Raw genomic sequence first — 15761 nt, forward strand, 5'->3', positions numbered from 1 at the left:
GTGACCTCCTCCTCGGCGCGCGTGGACGCGTGGCTCTGGGCGGTGCGGCAGTTCAAGACCCGCTCGCTCGCCACGGCAGCGTGCCGTGCCGGGCACGTGCGCGTCAACGGCGAGCGGGTGAAGGCAGCCCAGACGGTGAAGGCAGGCGACGAGGTGCGCGTGCGCCTGAACGGATTCGATCGCATCCTCGTGGTGCAGGGCATCCTCGTGAAGCGCGTGGGAGCGGAGCAGGCGGCCACCGCCTACCTCGACAAGACGCCGCCGCTCCCGCCGAGAGAGCTCGCCGCCGCCGTCCCGCTGCGCGACCGCGGGGCCGGTCGACCGACCAAACGCGAGCGGCGTGAGATGGAACGGTTGCGAGGCCGGTGATCAGGCGGGCTGCTGCTCCTCATCCGAGGCGAGCAGCTCCCGCACCCGCGGGATGACGACGGAGCCGTAGAGCTCGATCGAGCGCATCATCTGCTCGTGCGGCAGCGTTCCGTTGGAGTACTTCAGGTCGAAGCGCGCAATGCCGAGCGCCCGGACCGTCGTCGCGATCTTCTGGGCCACCGTCTCGGGCGAGCCCGCGTAGACGGCGCCCTCGTCCACCTCGTTCTCGAACTGGGCGCGCGTGGGAGGCGCCCAGCCGCGCTCGCGGCCGATGCGGGCGACCATGGCCTGGTGGTGCGGCCAGAGCTGCTCGCGGGCCTCCGCATCCGTCTCGGCGATGTGGCCGGGCGAGTGCACGCCGACCGGGAGCACGTCCTTGCCGAGTTGGCCGAGCGCCCGGTGGTAGAGGTCGACGAACGGCCGGAAGCGCGCCGAGGATCCGCCGATGATGGCGAGCATCATCGGAAAGCCGTAGTGCGCGGCACGCACGACCGATTCCGGGCTGCCGCCGACTCCGACCCAGGTGGGGATGGATCCGGACTCCGTCTTGGGGAAGACGGACTGCTCCGTCAGCGGCGCGCGCTTGCGTCCGGCCCAGGTGACCGGCTGTTCGGTGACGAGGTGGGACCAGAGCTCGATCTTCTCCTCGAAGAGGTCCTCGTACTCGCTCAGCGCATAGCCGAACAGCGGGAAGGACTCGGTGAACGATCCACGCCCGAGGGTGATCTCCGCCCTGCCGCCCGAGACGCCGTCGAGCGTCGCGAAGCGCTCGTACACGCGCACCGGGTCATCGGAGCTCAGCACCGTGACCGCCGTGCCCAATCGGATGCGCTCGGTGCGTCCGGCGATCGCCGCGAGCACGACCTCGGGCGCCGACACCGCGAAGTCCTCGCGGTGGTGCTCCCCCACCCCGATGGCGTCGATGCCGACATTCTCGGCGAGCACGCCCTGTGCGACGAGGTTGCGCAGCACCTCGGGGTAGGGCAGCGCGCGGCCGCTCGGATCGTTGGTCACGTCGCCGAAGGTGTCGATGCCGAACTGCAGCGTGGGAATCACGGATCCTCCTCAGATCAATGCGTATGCATGCACCAACCGTTCCGTGACCCACCCTATTCCGGTGGGCGCGGAGGAGCTCAGCCGGCGAGCGCGGGAATGACCTCACGCTCGAACAGCTCGATGCCCGAGCGGTCGTACGCCGCCTCGGGGAAGTAGTGGATGCTATAGCCCAGTCCGTGCTCGGCCCGCTCCCGCAGCCGCTCCACGACCTGCTCCGGCGTGCCGACGGCGGGCGTTCCGCCCGTGTACTCCGCGATGAAGCCGGCCGTCTTCTCCTCGCCGAGGAAGGGAAGCACGCGGGCGCGCAGGGCCTCGATGCGATCGGCCACCTCCGACTCCGTCTCGGCGATGAGGGTGTTGAAGTTCGAGGAGCGGGTGATGGACGCGAAATCACGGCCGAGGGCATCGCAGTGCCCGCGCAGCACCTCGCTCTTGTGGTCGAACTCCTCGAGCGTTCCGGCGAAGTTGGTGTACTGCGCGTATTGGGCCGCGATCTTGAGGGTGACCTTCTCGCCGCCGCCGGCGATCCAGAACGGCACCCCGCCCTGCTGCAGGGGTTGCGGCTGCACGATGGCATTCTCGACCTGGTAGTACGTGCCGTCGAGGGTGGCGGAGCCCGTCGTCCACGCCTGGTTCATGATCTCGACGCCCTCGCGCAGCCGGCCGAGCCGCTCGCCCACGCCCGGGAAGCCGTAGCCGTAGGCACGCCACTCGTGCTCGTACCATCCACCGCCGATGCCCATCTGCGCGCGGCCGCCCGAGATGATGTCGACGGTGGCCGCCACCTTGGCGAGGTAGGCCGGGTTGCGGTAGCTCATGCACGTGCACATCTGGCCGAGCTTCACCCGCGACGTGCTGGCGGCGAAGGCCGCCATGAGGGTCCACGCCTCATGGGTGGCCTGGTCGCTCGGAACCGGCACGGTGTGGAAGTGGTCGTAGACCCAGATCGAGTCCCACGGCCCCTCGTCGGCCTTCTGCGCCAGGGAGCGCATCGTCTCCCACTGCTGCGCCGGCTCGATGCCGAGAAGGTCGTGACGCCAGCCCTGGGGAATGAAGGTTCCGAATCGCATGCTGGGCAGTCTAGGGCGCTCGCTGCGACTCGTCCCGCGGCTTGACGCGGCGCGCGCCGCCCTCTATGGCGCCGGCACTGCACACGTGAACCCCGCACCGCAACGGCTTGCGCAACGAATGCGGCGTGCCAGAATCAACGCGTGGCACGCATCCTCTTCCTCGGCGGCACCGGCGTCATCAGCACGGGCTGCGTCGCACGCGCCCTGCAGCAGGGTCACGACGTGACCGTGCTCAACCGCGGCCGATCACACGAGAGACCGGTTCCCGATGGCGTGCGGGAGCTGACGGCAGACCTGCGCGACACGCAGAGCGTGCGCTCCGCGATCGGCGACGAGCACTTCGACGTCGTCGCGGAGTTCCTCGCCTTCACGCCAGAGCACGTGGCCGCCGACGTCGAGGTCTTCGAGAACCGCACCGCGCAGTACGTCTTCATCAGTTCCGCCTCCGCCTACCAGACGCCACCGGCACGGATGCCGGTGACCGAGTCAACGCCGCTGCGCAACCCGTTCTGGCAGTACTCGCGCGACAAGATCGCCTGCGAGGACCTGCTCGTCGCGGCCTATCGCGACCGCGGCTTCCCGGCCACGATCATCCGCCCGTCGCACACCTACGACCAGACCCTGCTGCCCACCCTCGGCGGCTGGACCGACATCGCCCGCATGCGCGCGGGCAAGCCCGTGATCGTGCACGGCGACGGCACGACGCAGTGGACGATCACCCACGTGCGCGACTTCGCCGTGGCGTTCGTCGGCCTGCTGGCCAACCCGCTGGCGATCGGCGACACCTTCCACATCACGGGCGACCACGCCCCGACGTGGAACGAGATCTACCGCTGGCTCGGCGAGGCGGCCGGCGCGGAGGCGGAAATCGTGCACGTGCCGTCGGAGAGCATCGCCGCCGCCGACCCCGAGCTCGGCGCCGGACTGCTCGGCGACAAGGCGCACTCGATGGTCTTCGACAACAGCAAGGTGAAGGCGCTCGTGCCCGAGTTCCACACGACCGTGCCGTTCTGGGAGGGCGCCCGCGAACTCATCGCCTGGTACGACGCCGCCGCCGAGCGACGGACGGTGGACGAGCGCCTCGACGCCCTCTTCGACCGGCTGATCGCGGCGCAGCGTCGCGTCGGCTAGCGTGCCGCGAGAACGAGCAGGCTGCTCGTCGCGGTCGCGAGCACGTCGCCGTTGCGGTCGAGGATCTCGCCTTCGGTGAAGATGACGCGGCTGCCGGCCTTCACGACCCGTCCGGTGGCGCGCAACGGCCCGGCATCCGGCCGGATCGGTCGCAGGTAGCTGACGGCGATGTCGATGGAGGTGTAGCCCACCCCGGCGCCGAGCGTCGTGTGCCCCGCGCAGGCGAGCACGGTGTCGAGCACCGTGCACGCCAGCCCGCCGTGCACTCCCCCGAGCGGGTTGAAATGCGCCTGCGTCGGGCGTGACTCGAAGACCACCTCGCCCGGGCGCACCGAGACGATGTCCATCCTCATCAGGGCGCTGATCGGCGGCGGCGGGATGCGTCCATCGAGAATGCCCGTCAGGTAGTCCAGACCGCTGAGTCGCGGCAGTTCGGCCAGCGCGACGGCCGGGTCGACCCAGCGGAAGGTCTCGGATGCGGTGGGCAGCTCGGTTTCGCTCACGCGCGTCACACTAACAGCAGGGGCGTGCCAGAATTCGGGAGGGCGCATCCGGACCGGGGTGCGCAGGGATCGGCTGGGAGAGAACGTGAAGCGCATCGGATTCCTCTCGTTCGGACACTGGCAGCCCATACCCGGTTCACGCACCCGCACCGCGGCCGACGCGCTGCTGCAGTCGATCGAGCTCGCGGTGGCGGCGGAGGAACTCGGAGTGGACGGCGCCTACTTCCGGGTGCACCACTTCGCCCGCCAGCTCGCGTCGCCCTTCCCCCTTCTCGCCGCGATCGGAACACGCACCACGCGCATCGAGATCGGCACCGGCGTGATCGACATGCGCTACGAGAACCCGCTCTACATGGCCGAGGAGGCCGCGGCGGCCGACCTCATCGGCGGCGGCAGGCTTCAGCTCGGCGTCAGCCGCGGTTCACCCGAGACCGCCCTGAACGGAGCCGAGAGCTTCGGCTACGTGCCCGCCGAGGGAACGAGCGGTGCCGACCTCGCCCGTCAGAAGACCGAGCTCTTCCGCGCCGCCATCGCCGGCGCGAGCGTCGCAGAGGCGAACCCGCAGATGGTGGGCGCCCGCGGCGGTCTCGCCATCCAGCCGCAGTCGGAGTCGCTCGCGGACCGCATCTGGTGGGGTTCTGGCACCCGCGCGACGGCGCGCTGGACGGCCGAGCAGGGCATGAACCTCATGAGCTCGACGTTGCTCACCGAAGACACGGGAGTGCCGTTCGACGAGCTGCAGGCCGAGCAGATCCAGCTCTTCCGCCAGGCGTGGGGCGAGGCCGGCTGGGACCGCGAGCCGCGCATCTCGGTCAGCCGCAGCGTCATCCCCCTCATCGACGACGAGACCCGGCGCTACTTCGGCGCACGGGAAGACGACGAGGACCAGGTCGGCTTCCTCGACGGCGGCCTCGCGCGGTTCGGCAAGAGCTACGTGGGCGAACCGGACGAGATCGCGCGGGAGTTGGCGAAGGACGCCGCGGTGCAGGCGGCCGACACGGTGCTCGTCACCGTGCCGAACCAGCTCGGCGTCGACTTCAACGCCCGGCTGCTCGAGTCGATCGTCCGCGACGTCAGGCCGGCGCTCGGCTGAGGCCCGGTACCCGAACGAGGTCGACGGAGAGCTCGCCGTCGCGGATCGTCGCCGTCATGAAGGTGCAGACGCTCTGCCTGCGGCGATCCGTGGGCGAGCCGGGGTTGAGCAGCCGCATGCCGCCGGGCGAGCGGGTGTCCCACGGGATGTGGCTGTGCCCGAAGACGAGCACGTCGGTGTCGGGGAAGGCTTCGTCGACCCGGCGCTCGCGCCCGCTCGACGGTCCCGTCTCATGCACGAGCGCGAACCGGATGCCATCGATCTCGAACCGGGCGCGTTCGGGCAGGCGTGAGCGCAGGTCGGGCCCGTCGTTGTTGCCGTAGACGCCCACCAGGCGCCGGCTGCTCCGCTCGAACAGGTCGAGGGTGCCCGCGTCGACCCAGTCACCGGCGTGCACGACGACATCGGCGTCCGCCATCGCCTGCAGCACGATGTCGGGAACCCACCGGGCGCGTTTCGGGACGTGGGTGTCGGAGACGAGCACCAGTCGCGTGCCCATGCCCGCTCAGACGTCGCCGTCGAGGTCGCTCTCGTCGTCGTCGAGGTCGATCTCCTCGCCGGCCAGGTCGTTCGGCGCGTAGTCGGGCGAGATCTCGCGCGGTGCTCCCCCGGTGGGCCCGTCGTTGCCGTCGCCGACTCCGTCGAACACCGTCTCCCCGGCGACGGCGTCGTTCGTCACCGTCTGCTTGCTCATCGCCTCGTCATCGAACACGTCGCCGGTCGTCTCGGCCATGGCCGCCTCCTTCGCCTGCTGCTGATCGGTGCTCCCATTCAACGCGTGCGGGCGCGCGGCGTGCAGGGGGTGGACGCATCACGAGGCTCGCCCTAGCATCCGTTCGCGCAGGAGCAGGAGCGCGTTGCTTCGCGACCCGCCGCCCGCCGGCCTATCGGCGGCGACGTCGGGGCAGCATGATCGATGCATGGAGCTTCCCCTCGAGTTTCCCGTCTCTCCGATGCTCGCGAAGGCGGTCGCAACGGTTCCCGAGCCCGACAGCGTGCGCGGCGGGCTCAGCTACGAGCCCAAGTGGGACGGCTTCCGCGGCATCCTCGCCTACGACGGGACCGATGTCGAGATCGGCAGTCGCGGCTCGAAGCCGCTCACCCGGTACTTCCCCGAGCTGACGGATGCCGCCCGCCGCCTGCTTCCCGGCCCGTGCGTCATCGACGGCGAGATCATCGTGCGCCGCGGAACCCGCGGTGCCGAGCGGCTGGACTGGGAGGCGCTCTCGCAGCGGATCCATCCCGCAGCCAGCCGGGTGCAGAAGCTCTCGGTCGAGACGCCGGCGAGCTTCGTCGCGTTCGACCTGCTCGCCCTCGACGACGAGAGCTACCTGGACCGGCCGTTTCGGGAGCGTCGCGCCGTGCTCGAGAGCCTGGCGGGTTCGCTGACCCCGCCCTTCCACCTCTCCCAGACCACGACGGATGTCGACCTCGCCCGCCGCTGGCTGAAGGAGTTCGAGGGCGCCGGCCTCGACGGAGTGGTCGCCAAGCCGCTCGAGGGCGCCTACGCCCCGGGCAAGCGCACCATGCTCAAGGTCAAGCACCACCGCACGGCCGACGTCGTGCTCACGGGCTATCGCGTGCATACGAGCGGACGGGGAGTGGGCTCGCTGCTGCTCGGGCTGTACGACGACGAGGACCACCTGCGCAACGTCGGCGGCGCATCCGCCTTCTCGAACGCCCGCCGGCTCGAGCTCGTCGAGGAGCTCGAACCGTACGTGCTCCGCGGCGATGACGGCGAGGCCGTCACGGGCGAGGGCGAGCGCAGCCGTTTCTCGGCCAGCAAGGACGTCTCGTTCGTACGGCTGCGCCCGGAACTCGTGGCCGAGGTGCGCTACGACCAGATGGAGGGCTCGCGCTTTCGGCACACGGTGCAGTTCGACCGCTGGCGGCCCGATCGTGAGCCGCGCTCGTGCCGGTTCGCCCAGCTCGACGTGCCCGCGGCCTACGACCTGAGCGACGTGCTGCTGTGAACGCGCGCCGGCTTCAGCCCTCCTGCCGGGCGCGGCTGGGCTGCACGCGCGGCGGCTCTCCCGGCATCTTCGGGTAGTCGGGAGGGAACGGCAGTTCGCCGAGACCGGAGTCGAGGTCGCGCTGCCACCACTGCAGCAGGGTGTCGATACGCCCGGGCTTCTCACCCATCCGCTCCCAGGGGTCGCCCACACCGGCCAGCCGGTCGGGAACGGTTGCGAGAGTGAAGTCGCCCGGGCTCACCGTCTCGAGCTCGTCCCAGCCCACGGGGGTCGAGACCGTCGCGTTGGGAAGGGCACGAGGGCTGTAGGCACCGGCCATCGTGCGATCGCGGTTCGCCTGGTTGAAGTCGACGAAGATGCGCTCGCCCCGCTCCTCCTTCCACCAGGCCGTCGTGACCTTCTCGGGCATGCGGCGCTCGAGCTCGCGCGCGGCCGCGATGACGGCGTGGCGCACGTCGAGGAACTCGTGCGTGGGCTCGATCGGCGCGAACACGTGCAGTCCGCGGTTGCCCGAGGTCTTGATGAACGCCTCCAGCCCCGCCTCCTCGAGCACGGAGCGCAGTTCGATGGCCGCGGGAATCGCATCGTCGAAGTCGGTGCCCGGCTGGGGGTCCAGGTCGATGCGCAGCTGGTCGGGATCATCCGTGTCGTCGGCGCGCGAGGCCCACGGGTGGAAGACCACCGTGTTCATCTGCACCGCCCACACGGCGGCGGCGATCTCGGAGATCACGACCTGCGGATGCGATCGGGCGCTCGGGTAGGTCACGGTCACCGCGCCGACGTAGTCGGGTGCTCCCCTCGGCGGGTTCTTCGAGAAGAACATCTCGCCCTCGATGCCCTCTGGGTAACGCTGGAGCGAGACCGGCCGGTTGCCGTTGGCCCGCACGAAGGGATCGGCGACCGCGAGAAGGTAGCGCGCCAGGTCGAGCTTCGTGATGCCCTCATCGGGCCAGAGCACGCGGCTCGGACTGGAGATGCGCACCTGTCGCTCGCCGTCGGGCCCGGGAACGGTGAGGATCTCAGCTTCACTCGGCATGGCCCAACGCTACGGCCTCGAGGCGCGCTGGGCACAGTCCACCGCTCGCATCCGCATCCGAGCCCGTCAAGCCCTCGTGCGCCGCACGGCACATCGCCTAGCGTCGAAGAAACGGAAGGAGGCACCGATGAGCCAGGACCAGCCGATCCAGCGCGGCCACGACGATGCCACCCACGACGAGCGGGTCGAGGGCATCCTCGTGCAACTCGAGGGCGACCTGCGCCTGGGCAACGCCGGCGATCCGCAGCGCCTCCTCGCCGACCGGCTGCGCGACTCCGGCATCGAGCTCTCCCCCGAGCAGCTGCGCGCGGCGAGCGAACGGCTCACCGTGGGGCTGGAGCCGGGGGTACGACCGGAGGAGTGAGTGCCCTCCGAGCGCGGCCCCGGCATCACTCGTCGCGGATATCGACCAGGTCGAACTCCATGACCTTGACGAACTTCGTGGCGGCGCAGGTCGAGAGCATAGGCTCCGACGCCCGCTCGGCCAGTTCGACGGTGATGGGGCCGGCATCCGTGCCCAGTCGCACGAACCAGCGGTGCCCGTGCCCGCGTTCCTCCGCGATCGGAGGATAGGCGGACACCCGGTCATCGCCCAGCTGAACCCGCGCGAAGTGCTGGGCGGCCTGCACCGGATGCGAGAGCGAGCTGCGCCCGCGATAGAAGTCGTCGTCGACCCGGCCCTCCAGGTACGCCCCCGCGATGTCGACGGCATCGCCGTCGTCGACCCGGCCGTAGTAGAGGCCGTGCGGCAGGAGGACCATGGTGCCGGCGAAGCGGTCGCCGCCGAGGTGCGAGCATTCCCAGGTCTCGTCGGGATAGGCATCCGCGAGCCGGGTGACGACCTGGCGGCCGCGCACCGCACAGCACTGGTCGTGGCGGGCATGGGTGCAGACGCAGAACACCGGCCGGTCGCTCGGTTGCCCCGTCGAGCCGTCGAGGGGAACGTCGAGCAACTCGGAGGGGTGATCGACCGAGCCCCAGCGCACCTGCTCGTGGCCCGGACGCGAGTCGACGAAGGCCCATCGCCAGCTCTGCTGGGCGAGGCGGCGGCCGGTGCGGCGGATGGCGAGCGCGCGCATGCCCGCCGCCTCGATGCGCTTGACGATCGTACGACCGAGAACCGCGTCGAAGGGCGGATCGAGGAAGGCGCTGCGACCCCATGGGCCCGAGACCTCGATGAGGAACCACTGCAGTCCCTTGGGGCCGGTGCCGGCCAGTGGATCCTGTCGTTCGCGGGAGTGGTCGCTGCAGGGCTCCCACTGCTCCGCGTCGCTCACGCCGGGCTCACCACGAATCCCTCGCGCAGCAGCCGGCGCACCACGACGATCGCGCTCTCGAGGTCGAGACCCGGCAGTTCGCCCACGGCGACGGGTTCACCGCTCACGAGAGCACGCAACGCCTCGACTGCCTCGACCGGCAGGGCGAGCGAGCGGCCGCGGGCGCTCAGCCGAACCCGGTCGCCCTGCTCGTCCAGGCGTGCCGGCAGCGAGCCGCGCCAGCGCACGACGGATGCCGCACCCAGTGCCGCGATCGCGTCGAGCGTCGCCAACGGCGACATGGGCTCGGCTCGGGTCGCGTTCCGCAGCCGGGTCGAGAGCCGGCCGGCGACGGCCTGCCGGGCGGGGGCCGAGGCGGTGCCCGGCTCGCCGGCATCGCTCAGCGTCGCCAGAAGCGCTCTCACCGTCGCATCGACGATCGGGCGAAGCGACTCCTCGTCGTCGAGGTCGACGCCGAGCGGAAGCGAGGTGCGCAACTCGGGCGTCTGCCCCACGATCGAGACGAGGGCATCGACCACGTCAGCCCGCGTGTACGCCGACATGCCGATCGTGAGGTGCACCGAGGTGGCGCCGAGCGCGATGGCCGAGTGGATCCAGCCGCGGGGAAGGTAGAGCGCGTCACCCGGACGCAGCACCTCGTCGATGACCGGCGCGCCCTGCGCGGCGCGCTCTACCGCCTCGCGGTGATCGCCCCAGGGCTGGTCGGCGAGCGGATCGGGGTGCACGGGCGCGTGGATGCGCCAGTGCTTCTCGCCCGAGACCTGAAGCACGAAGACGTCGTGGGTGTCGTAGTGGGGGTCGAAGCCCTGCGACGAGGGCGGTGTCACGTAGGCGTTGACCTGCGCGGGGTGCCCGATGTCGTCGATGAGGCGGCGGGTGAAGTCGATCAGCGGCGGCCAGAGCCGGTGCAGGCCCTGCAGCACGATGGTGGCACCGTCGGCGAACTGGGCGAGCACCTTGTCCGAGCTGACCTGGTCGGCGACCTCGGCGCCGAAGCCGCCCGGCGCGGTGTAGTCGGCCGGCTTCAGCACCCGGCCCTCGTGGGCCATGCGGATGAAGGGTGTGCGCACCCCGCGTCGGCTGACGAGCTCGTCGACAGCATCCGTCGAGAACAGGTCGCCGAATCCCCCGTCGCCGAATCCCCCGTCGCCGCCCTCCCGCAGGGTCTCGGCCCGCGAGAGCAGCGGCTGCGTGGACCAGTAGTCGGCGGCGAACGTCTCGGCGGAGACGTTGATGCAGCGCGAAAGCGCGGGCCGGCTGACCGGCCCGCGCTCATCGAATCCCACTACGCCGATCCGTCGGCGCCGCCGTCGTGACCGCCCGCGTTGGCTCCGCCATCCGCGGTGCCCTCACCCTCGTCGGCCGAGCCGTCGGCTCCGCCGTCGTGGCCGTCGGGGTTGGCTCCGCCGTCGGCAGTTCCCTCGCCGGTGTTCGCCGATCCGTCGGCTCCGCCGTCGTGTCCGCCGACGTTGGCGCCGCCGTCGGCGACACCCTCTCCGCCGTTGCCCGGCTCGTTGGTGATGTCGTCGTCGCTGATTGTCATCTCGCCACTTCTCCTGTCATGGACGGCACCCCCGCCCTCCTTCACAGTACTCACGCCCGCGGCAACATCACACCCGCGCGGGGCCGCCCTCTCGCCGTTGAACCATTTGGTGGCGGTTGATCCGCCAGGAACGGATCAACGCGCGCGAAATGGTTCAGCGGCGGGGTCAGACGGCAGGCGGGGTGCTCCTCAGCGCCGAACGAGACGCAGCCGGAACAGTCGCACCACCCTGCCCGAGTCGCGTTCGTAGCCGCGGTACCCGGGCCACTGCGCCTCGATGCGTCGCCAGGCGTCCTCGCGCTCCGTCTCCTGCAGCAGGATCGCGTGCACCGGCATCCGCTTGCCGCGCACGGTGATCTCGGCGTCGGGGCGGGCGAGAAGGTTGTAGGTCCAGGCCGGATGATGCCGCTGGGCGAAGCTGGTTCCGGCGACGATGGCGCTGCCGCGACCGTCGGGCGTGTACATGAGCGGTGAGTCACGTGCCTGCCCCGACTTCGCACCGACGGTGTGCAGCACGAGCGAGGGCACGAGGAGCGCGCTCAGCTGCACTCGGCCGCCGGTGACGCGGGTGAGCAGGCGCTCGACCGGCGGGAGCAGGTGCGGGCCGGCCCAGCGGAACAGGCGCGTGCGCGTGAGCGGCGCGAAGGCGGCCCGCACGAGATGAAGAACGCTCGGCATGCGTCCAGTGTGGCGCACCCGACCGTCGACGGCGTAGCGGGACGTCGGGGTCGGCACAAGGGCCTCACGGATGCGACCGGCCGGACGTAGCGTCGGGACATGAGCACGAACGACGACATCACCCGCCCCGCAGACGCATCGGCACCGCTCGACGACGAGGAGCTCACCCGCAAGGATCGCAGCTACTCACCCGCGAGCGAGACCGAGACCGGTCTCAGGCAGAACGAACCCTTCGATACCGGCGAGGCCGAGCCGGGCGATCCGGTCGTGCGCGCAGCGCCGGGAACGGGCGGCCCCGATGACGCCGGTGACATCGAGGTCGATCCCGCCGACCTCAACATGCCGGGGGCTCCCCGCTAGCGAACGGGGGCGCCCCGTGAGGAACGCCCCCGTTCGGCTCAGTACCAGCCGGAGGACTCCGAGTGGTCCCACGCGGCGCAGGGGGTGCCCCAGCGTCCGGAGATGTACCCGAGGCCCCAGGAGATCTGCGTAGCCGGGTTGGTCTGCCAGTCGGCACCGGCCGAGGCCATCTTGCTCGCCGGCAGGGCCTGCGGAATTCCGCCCGCACCGCTCGAGGCGTTGTAGGAGTTGACGTTCCAGCCCGATTCCCGGTTCCACAGGCTCACGAGGCAGCCGAACTGGTCGTCACCCCATCCGTAGCGCGCAGCCATCATGTCGCGAGCGATGGCCTGCGCCTCGCTCGGGTTCGACGGTGCCGACGGGCGTGCGGCCGGCGCGGGCGCCGCCGAGCGCTCCGAGGCCGCTTCGGCGTCGGCGGCGGCCTTCGCGGCAGCAGCCGCGGCGGCAGCAGCAGCGGCCTGCTCGGCCGCGACGCGATCGGCTTCGGCTACCGCAGCGGTGACGGATGCGGTGGCCGTCTGGGTCTGGCCGGCAAGCTGGAAGACGCGCTCGGGGGCGAGCAGGGTGTAGTTCGCCAGCTGAGCGACCGAGGTCGCCAGTGCGCTCGCATCCGTCTTTCCGGCGGCGGCGGCGGCCACGGCCGCGTTCCCGTCGGCGATGGCGGTGCGGGCCTTCAGCTCGGCCTGGGCGGCGAGGACGGCGCTGTGCGAACCGAGCTGTTCGGCGTGCAGGCCTGTGCTCGCGGTGAGCCGAGAGGTCGCGACGACGCGCTTGTGCTCGGCATCGACGGTGGATTGCAGGACGAATCCGGTGCCGACGACCGCGCTGATGGCGATGACGGCGCCGGCGGCGATCACCGAGTCCCGGCGTGCGTGCCGGCGACGGGGCGACCGAGGCGGCTCGGCAGGGGTGGTGCGGGAGATGGACGAAGAAGAGGAAGAAAGGCGCATGATTTCACGTGCGTCAGCGGTGGGTAGGCCCGATGACGCGGGTAATGGGCGTCCGCGGGCCGGGGCCCGGGCGAAGCGGCCAGTCTGCACACCCCGTCTGGACAGGTGCTCCCCATCCCCTGTGAAAGTCATCCGAGTCCTTGCCTACAGATGAACAGCGGGTATCGACCTGCTATCGCATCGGCCGCACCCGTACCGCCTGTCGGAGGAGGGGAACAGACTGGATGCGACGGCCAGAAAAGGGAGACGGGAATGCTCAACATCGGAACCTGGAACCTGGAGAACCTCTTCCTTCCCGGCGGCGAATTCGGACCGTCGACGACGCAGATCTACGAGCGCAAGCTCGACCTGCTCGCCGGGACCATCATGTCCGCAGACCTCGACGTGCTCGCCGTGCAGGAGGTCGGCGATCCCGCGCCCTTCGACGACCTGCGCGGTCGGCTCGAGGGCAGCTGGACGGGAGTGCTCTCCACCCACTTCGAACTCGGCCACCCCATCCGCGTCGGATTCCTCTCTCGCGTGGCGATCGCCGCGACGAGCGAGGTGTGGGAGATACCGCAGCAGCTGCGCAACACGCCGACCTCCGACGACGGCGCACCGCTCACGGTGATGGGTCGCGGCGCCGTGCACATCGAACTGCAGCCGGGCGGCGAGGCCCTGCACCTCGTGACGGCTCATTTCAAGTCCAAGCTGCTGAGCTTTCCGGGGCGCACCGTCGAGACCTCGTCGTTCACGCCGCACGACGAGGGCGAGCGCGCCCGCTACGGCGCCTACGCGCTCAACCGGCGGGCCGCAGAGGCGGTCACCGTGCGCGGCTACGCCGACACGCTGCTCGATGGGCAGGGAACACAGCGTCGCGTCATCGTGATGGGCGACCTCAACGACGAAGTGCTCGCCGCCACCACGCAGATCCTGAACGGTCCGCCCGGGTCCGAGATCGGCACGGCCGGCGAACACCACCCCGACAAGGGAGACGCCTGGCGCCTGCTCAACCTCGCCCCGCTCATTCCCGAAGACAAGCGCTACTCCCGCGTCTTCGAGGGCAGGAGGGAACTGATCGACCACCAGTTCATCTCCACTGCGCTGCGCGACAAGGTGCAGTCGGTCACGACGGTCGCCGCCCAGAGTTCGCTTCCCTCCATCACGGTGAACGCCGCCGCCCGCAAAGACGACCCCGCCTCGGATCACGCCATGGTGCTCGCCCGCTACGACCTCTGACACGGATGCCGGGCAGCGGCGAGCCGTCGCGGCCGGAGGTGTAAGTTCGCCTGCGGACACGAACGCGGAGGATGCATGAGCCCTACCCTGACGGATGCCCGCGACCAGTCACTGGACGCCCTGCGAGGCGCCGTGCCCGCCGGCGCCCTGCTCACCGATCGGGAATCGCTCGAGGCGTACAGCCACGATCGGGCCGAGTGGGCGGCGTTCGCCGTTCCCCTCGCCGTGGTCCTTCCCGAGAGCACCGAGCAGGTCGCCGCCGTCGTGCGGGTCGCCGCCGAGCACGGCATCCCCATCGTCGCCCGTGGAGCCGGCACCGGCCTCTCGGGCGGTGCGAACGCCGTCGAGGCGGGCATCGTGCTCTCGCTCGAGCGCATGACGGCGGTGCTCGAGGTCAATGCCGCCGAACGCTACGTGATCGCGCAGGCGGGCATCCTCAACGATGCCCTCCGCGCAGACGTCGCCGAGCACGGCCTCTGGTATCCGCCCGATCCCGCCTCCTCGGCCATCTCCACCATCGGCGGCAATGCCGCCACCAACGCCGGCGGAATCTGCTGCGTCAAGTACGGCGTCACGCGCGACTACGTGCTCGGGATGACCGTGGTGCTCGCCGACGGCAGCATCGTGCGCCTGGGCCGCAGGACCGCGAAGGGAGTGACCGGCTACGACCTGACCCACCTGCTCGTCGGCTCGGAGGGAACCCTCGGCATCATCGTCGACGTCACGCTGCGGCTGCGGCCCCTCGGCGGCCGCCAGGAGCGCGCCGTCGTCGGCTCCTTCCCCTCGCTCCGCGCGGCCGGCGAGGCCGTCGCCGCCATCTCGGCTGCGGGCATCATCCCGTCGGCCCTCGAGATCATCGACAGCACCTGCCTGCGCGCGGTCGACGAGTGGCAGCACGTGGGCCTGCCGCACGACGCCGACACCATGCTGCTCGCAAAGGTCGATGAGCCCGGCGACGTCGGAGCCGCGGCTGCTGTCCGCATCGCGGAGCTCATGGCGGCCGCGGATGCGGTGGCTGTCGAGCAGGCCGCGGAGCCCGACGAGGTGGCCCGTCTCTTCCTCGCCCGCCGTCTGGCCTACCCGGCGCTGGAGCGGCTGGGCCCGGTGCTCACCGAAGACATCTGCGTTCCGCGCACCGCTGTGCCCGAGATGCTGACGCGCATCCAGGCGATCGCGGCGGCGCATGAGGTCGTGATCGCCAACATCGCGCACGCCGGCGACGGCAACCTGCATCCGCTCATCATCGCGCCGATCGGCGACGACGCTGCCAAGGAACGGGCCAAGCACGCGTTCGACCGCATCGTCGAGCAGTGCCGCGCCCTCGGCGGCACCGTCACGGGCGAGCACGGCGTCGGCCTGCTCAAGCTTCCCGGCGCCGCCGCGGAGCTGGGCGAGAACGTGATCGCGATGCACCGGGCCATCAAGCAGGCGCTCGACCCGGCGGGCGTGCTCAACCCGGGCAAGGCCTTCCCCGCCTGAGGGATCCCGGTCTTCCGGGCCGGAC

Annotated in this window: 19 protein-coding genes; 8 read left to right on the top strand and 11 right to left on the bottom strand. The window is 70.7% G+C overall.

Annotation, left to right across the window (positions count from 1 at the left end; genetic code table 11):
- Window positions 1–369 carry an RNA-binding S4 domain-containing protein gene (locus WDJ51_RS14980; protein ID WP_337853269.1) on the top strand — a complete coding sequence of 123 codons (369 nt, stop codon included), beginning with the start codon at window positions 1–3 and terminating at the stop codon, window positions 367–369.
- On the opposite strand, the gene WDJ51_RS14985 is transcribed toward WDJ51_RS14980, so the two are convergent.
- Both WDJ51_RS14985 and WDJ51_RS14990 read right to left on the bottom strand, forming a co-directional pair.
- Window positions 370–1425 (bottom strand): LLM class flavin-dependent oxidoreductase, encoded by a 1056-nt coding sequence (locus tag WDJ51_RS14985; RefSeq protein ID WP_337853270.1) that lies wholly within the window; start codon window positions 1423–1425, stop codon window positions 370–372.
- A 77-nt stretch (window positions 1426–1502) separates the two neighbouring features.
- Window positions 1503–2495 (bottom strand): LLM class F420-dependent oxidoreductase, encoded by a 993-nt coding sequence (locus tag WDJ51_RS14990; RefSeq protein WP_337853271.1) that lies wholly within the window; start codon window positions 2493–2495, stop codon window positions 1503–1505.
- 141 nt (window positions 2496–2636) lie between these two features.
- Between WDJ51_RS14990 and WDJ51_RS14995 the strand changes: the two genes are divergently transcribed.
- Window positions 2637–3626 carry an SDR family oxidoreductase gene (locus WDJ51_RS14995; protein ID WP_337853272.1) on the top strand — a complete coding sequence of 330 codons (990 nt, stop codon included), beginning with the start codon at window positions 2637–2639 and terminating at the stop codon, window positions 3624–3626.
- Here the strand turns inward: WDJ51_RS14995 and WDJ51_RS15000 are convergent.
- A complete protein-coding gene (locus WDJ51_RS15000) occupies window positions 3623–4129 on the bottom strand; it encodes a PaaI family thioesterase (RefSeq protein ID WP_337853273.1) in 507 nt (168 codons plus the stop codon). The genes WDJ51_RS14995 and WDJ51_RS15000 overlap by 4 nt on opposite strands.
- Window positions 4130–4214: 85 nt before the next feature.
- Between WDJ51_RS15000 and WDJ51_RS15005 the strand changes: the two genes are divergently transcribed.
- Window positions 4215–5222: an LLM class flavin-dependent oxidoreductase gene (locus WDJ51_RS15005; protein ID WP_337853274.1), complete on the top strand. Its 1008-nt coding sequence runs from the start codon at window positions 4215–4217 to the stop codon at window positions 5220–5222.
- Here WDJ51_RS15005 and WDJ51_RS15010 read toward each other — a convergent pair.
- Complete coding sequence (locus WDJ51_RS15010) at window positions 5203–5721, bottom strand: metallophosphoesterase family protein (RefSeq protein ID WP_337853275.1); 519 nt, start codon at window positions 5719–5721, stop codon at window positions 5203–5205. The two genes, WDJ51_RS15005 and WDJ51_RS15010, sit on opposite strands and share 20 nt — an antisense overlap.
- A gap of 6 nt (window positions 5722–5727) precedes the next feature.
- Window positions 5728–5955, bottom strand: coding sequence for a hypothetical protein (locus tag WDJ51_RS15015; RefSeq protein ID WP_337853276.1), 228 nt, complete (start codon window positions 5953–5955; stop codon window positions 5728–5730).
- Between the two features lie 187 nt (window positions 5956–6142).
- Here WDJ51_RS15015 and WDJ51_RS15020 point away from each other — a divergent pair, with 187 nt between their 5' ends.
- Window positions 6143–7195: an ATP-dependent DNA ligase gene (locus tag WDJ51_RS15020; RefSeq protein ID WP_337853277.1), complete on the top strand. Its 1053-nt coding sequence runs from the start codon at window positions 6143–6145 to the stop codon at window positions 7193–7195.
- 13 nt (window positions 7196–7208) lie between these two features.
- Here the strand turns inward: WDJ51_RS15020 and ligD are convergent, their stop codons facing one another.
- Window positions 7209–8231 (bottom strand): non-homologous end-joining DNA ligase, encoded by a 1023-nt coding sequence (ligD, locus tag WDJ51_RS15025; protein WP_337853278.1) that lies wholly within the window; start codon window positions 8229–8231, stop codon window positions 7209–7211.
- Window positions 8232–8358: 127 nt separating this feature from the next.
- On the opposite strand from ligD, the gene WDJ51_RS15030 reads away from it, so the two are divergent.
- Window positions 8359–8595, top strand: coding sequence for a hypothetical protein (locus tag WDJ51_RS15030; protein WP_337853279.1), 237 nt, complete (start codon window positions 8359–8361; stop codon window positions 8593–8595).
- Between the two features lie 25 nt (window positions 8596–8620).
- Here the strand turns inward: WDJ51_RS15030 and WDJ51_RS15035 are convergent, their stop codons facing one another.
- From WDJ51_RS15035 to WDJ51_RS15050, 4 genes are all read right to left on the bottom strand, one after another.
- Entirely contained in the window at window positions 8621–9508 is an 888-nt protein-coding gene (locus WDJ51_RS15035; RefSeq protein ID WP_337853280.1) for a sucrase ferredoxin, read from the bottom strand.
- Window positions 9505–10794 (bottom strand): cupin domain-containing protein, encoded by a 1290-nt coding sequence (locus WDJ51_RS15040; RefSeq protein WP_337853281.1) that lies wholly within the window; start codon window positions 10792–10794, stop codon window positions 9505–9507. Before WDJ51_RS15040 ends, WDJ51_RS15035 begins: the two co-directional genes overlap by 4 nt.
- Window positions 10794–11051 carry a BatC protein gene (locus WDJ51_RS15045; protein ID WP_337853282.1) on the bottom strand — a complete coding sequence of 86 codons (258 nt, stop codon included), beginning with the start codon at window positions 11049–11051 and terminating at the stop codon, window positions 10794–10796. Before WDJ51_RS15045 ends, WDJ51_RS15040 begins: the two co-directional genes overlap by 1 nt.
- Window positions 11052–11240: 189 nt before the next feature.
- Complete coding sequence (locus WDJ51_RS15050; RefSeq protein WP_337853283.1) at window positions 11241–11729, bottom strand: nitroreductase family deazaflavin-dependent oxidoreductase; 489 nt, start codon at window positions 11727–11729, stop codon at window positions 11241–11243.
- Between the two features lie 99 nt (window positions 11730–11828).
- On the opposite strand from WDJ51_RS15050, the gene WDJ51_RS15055 reads away from it, so the two are divergent.
- On the top strand, window positions 11829–12089 hold the full coding sequence (locus WDJ51_RS15055) for a hypothetical protein (protein ID WP_337853284.1): 261 nt from the start codon (window positions 11829–11831) through the stop codon (window positions 12087–12089).
- A gap of 38 nt (window positions 12090–12127) precedes the next feature.
- Here WDJ51_RS15055 and WDJ51_RS15060 read toward each other — a convergent pair whose 3' ends face one another.
- Window positions 12128–12946, bottom strand: coding sequence for a hypothetical protein (locus WDJ51_RS15060; protein WP_337853285.1), 819 nt, complete (start codon window positions 12944–12946; stop codon window positions 12128–12130).
- A gap of 345 nt (window positions 12947–13291) precedes the next feature.
- On the opposite strand from WDJ51_RS15060, the gene WDJ51_RS15065 reads away from it, so the two are divergent.
- Window positions 13292–14257, top strand: coding sequence for an endonuclease/exonuclease/phosphatase family protein (locus tag WDJ51_RS15065; protein ID WP_337853286.1), 966 nt, complete (start codon window positions 13292–13294; stop codon window positions 14255–14257).
- Window positions 14258–14332: 75 nt separating this feature from the next.
- The gene (locus WDJ51_RS15070) at window positions 14333–15736 is read left to right on the top strand and encodes an FAD-binding oxidoreductase (protein ID WP_337853287.1); all 1404 of its coding nucleotides are present in this window, start codon (window positions 14333–14335) and stop codon (window positions 15734–15736) included.
- Window positions 15737–15761 lie beyond the last annotated feature (25 nt).

This window comes from Rathayibacter sp. YIM 133350, assembly GCF_037404875.1.
In the GTDB taxonomy this organism is placed as follows: domain Bacteria; phylum Actinomycetota; class Actinomycetes; order Actinomycetales; family Microbacteriaceae; genus Orlajensenia.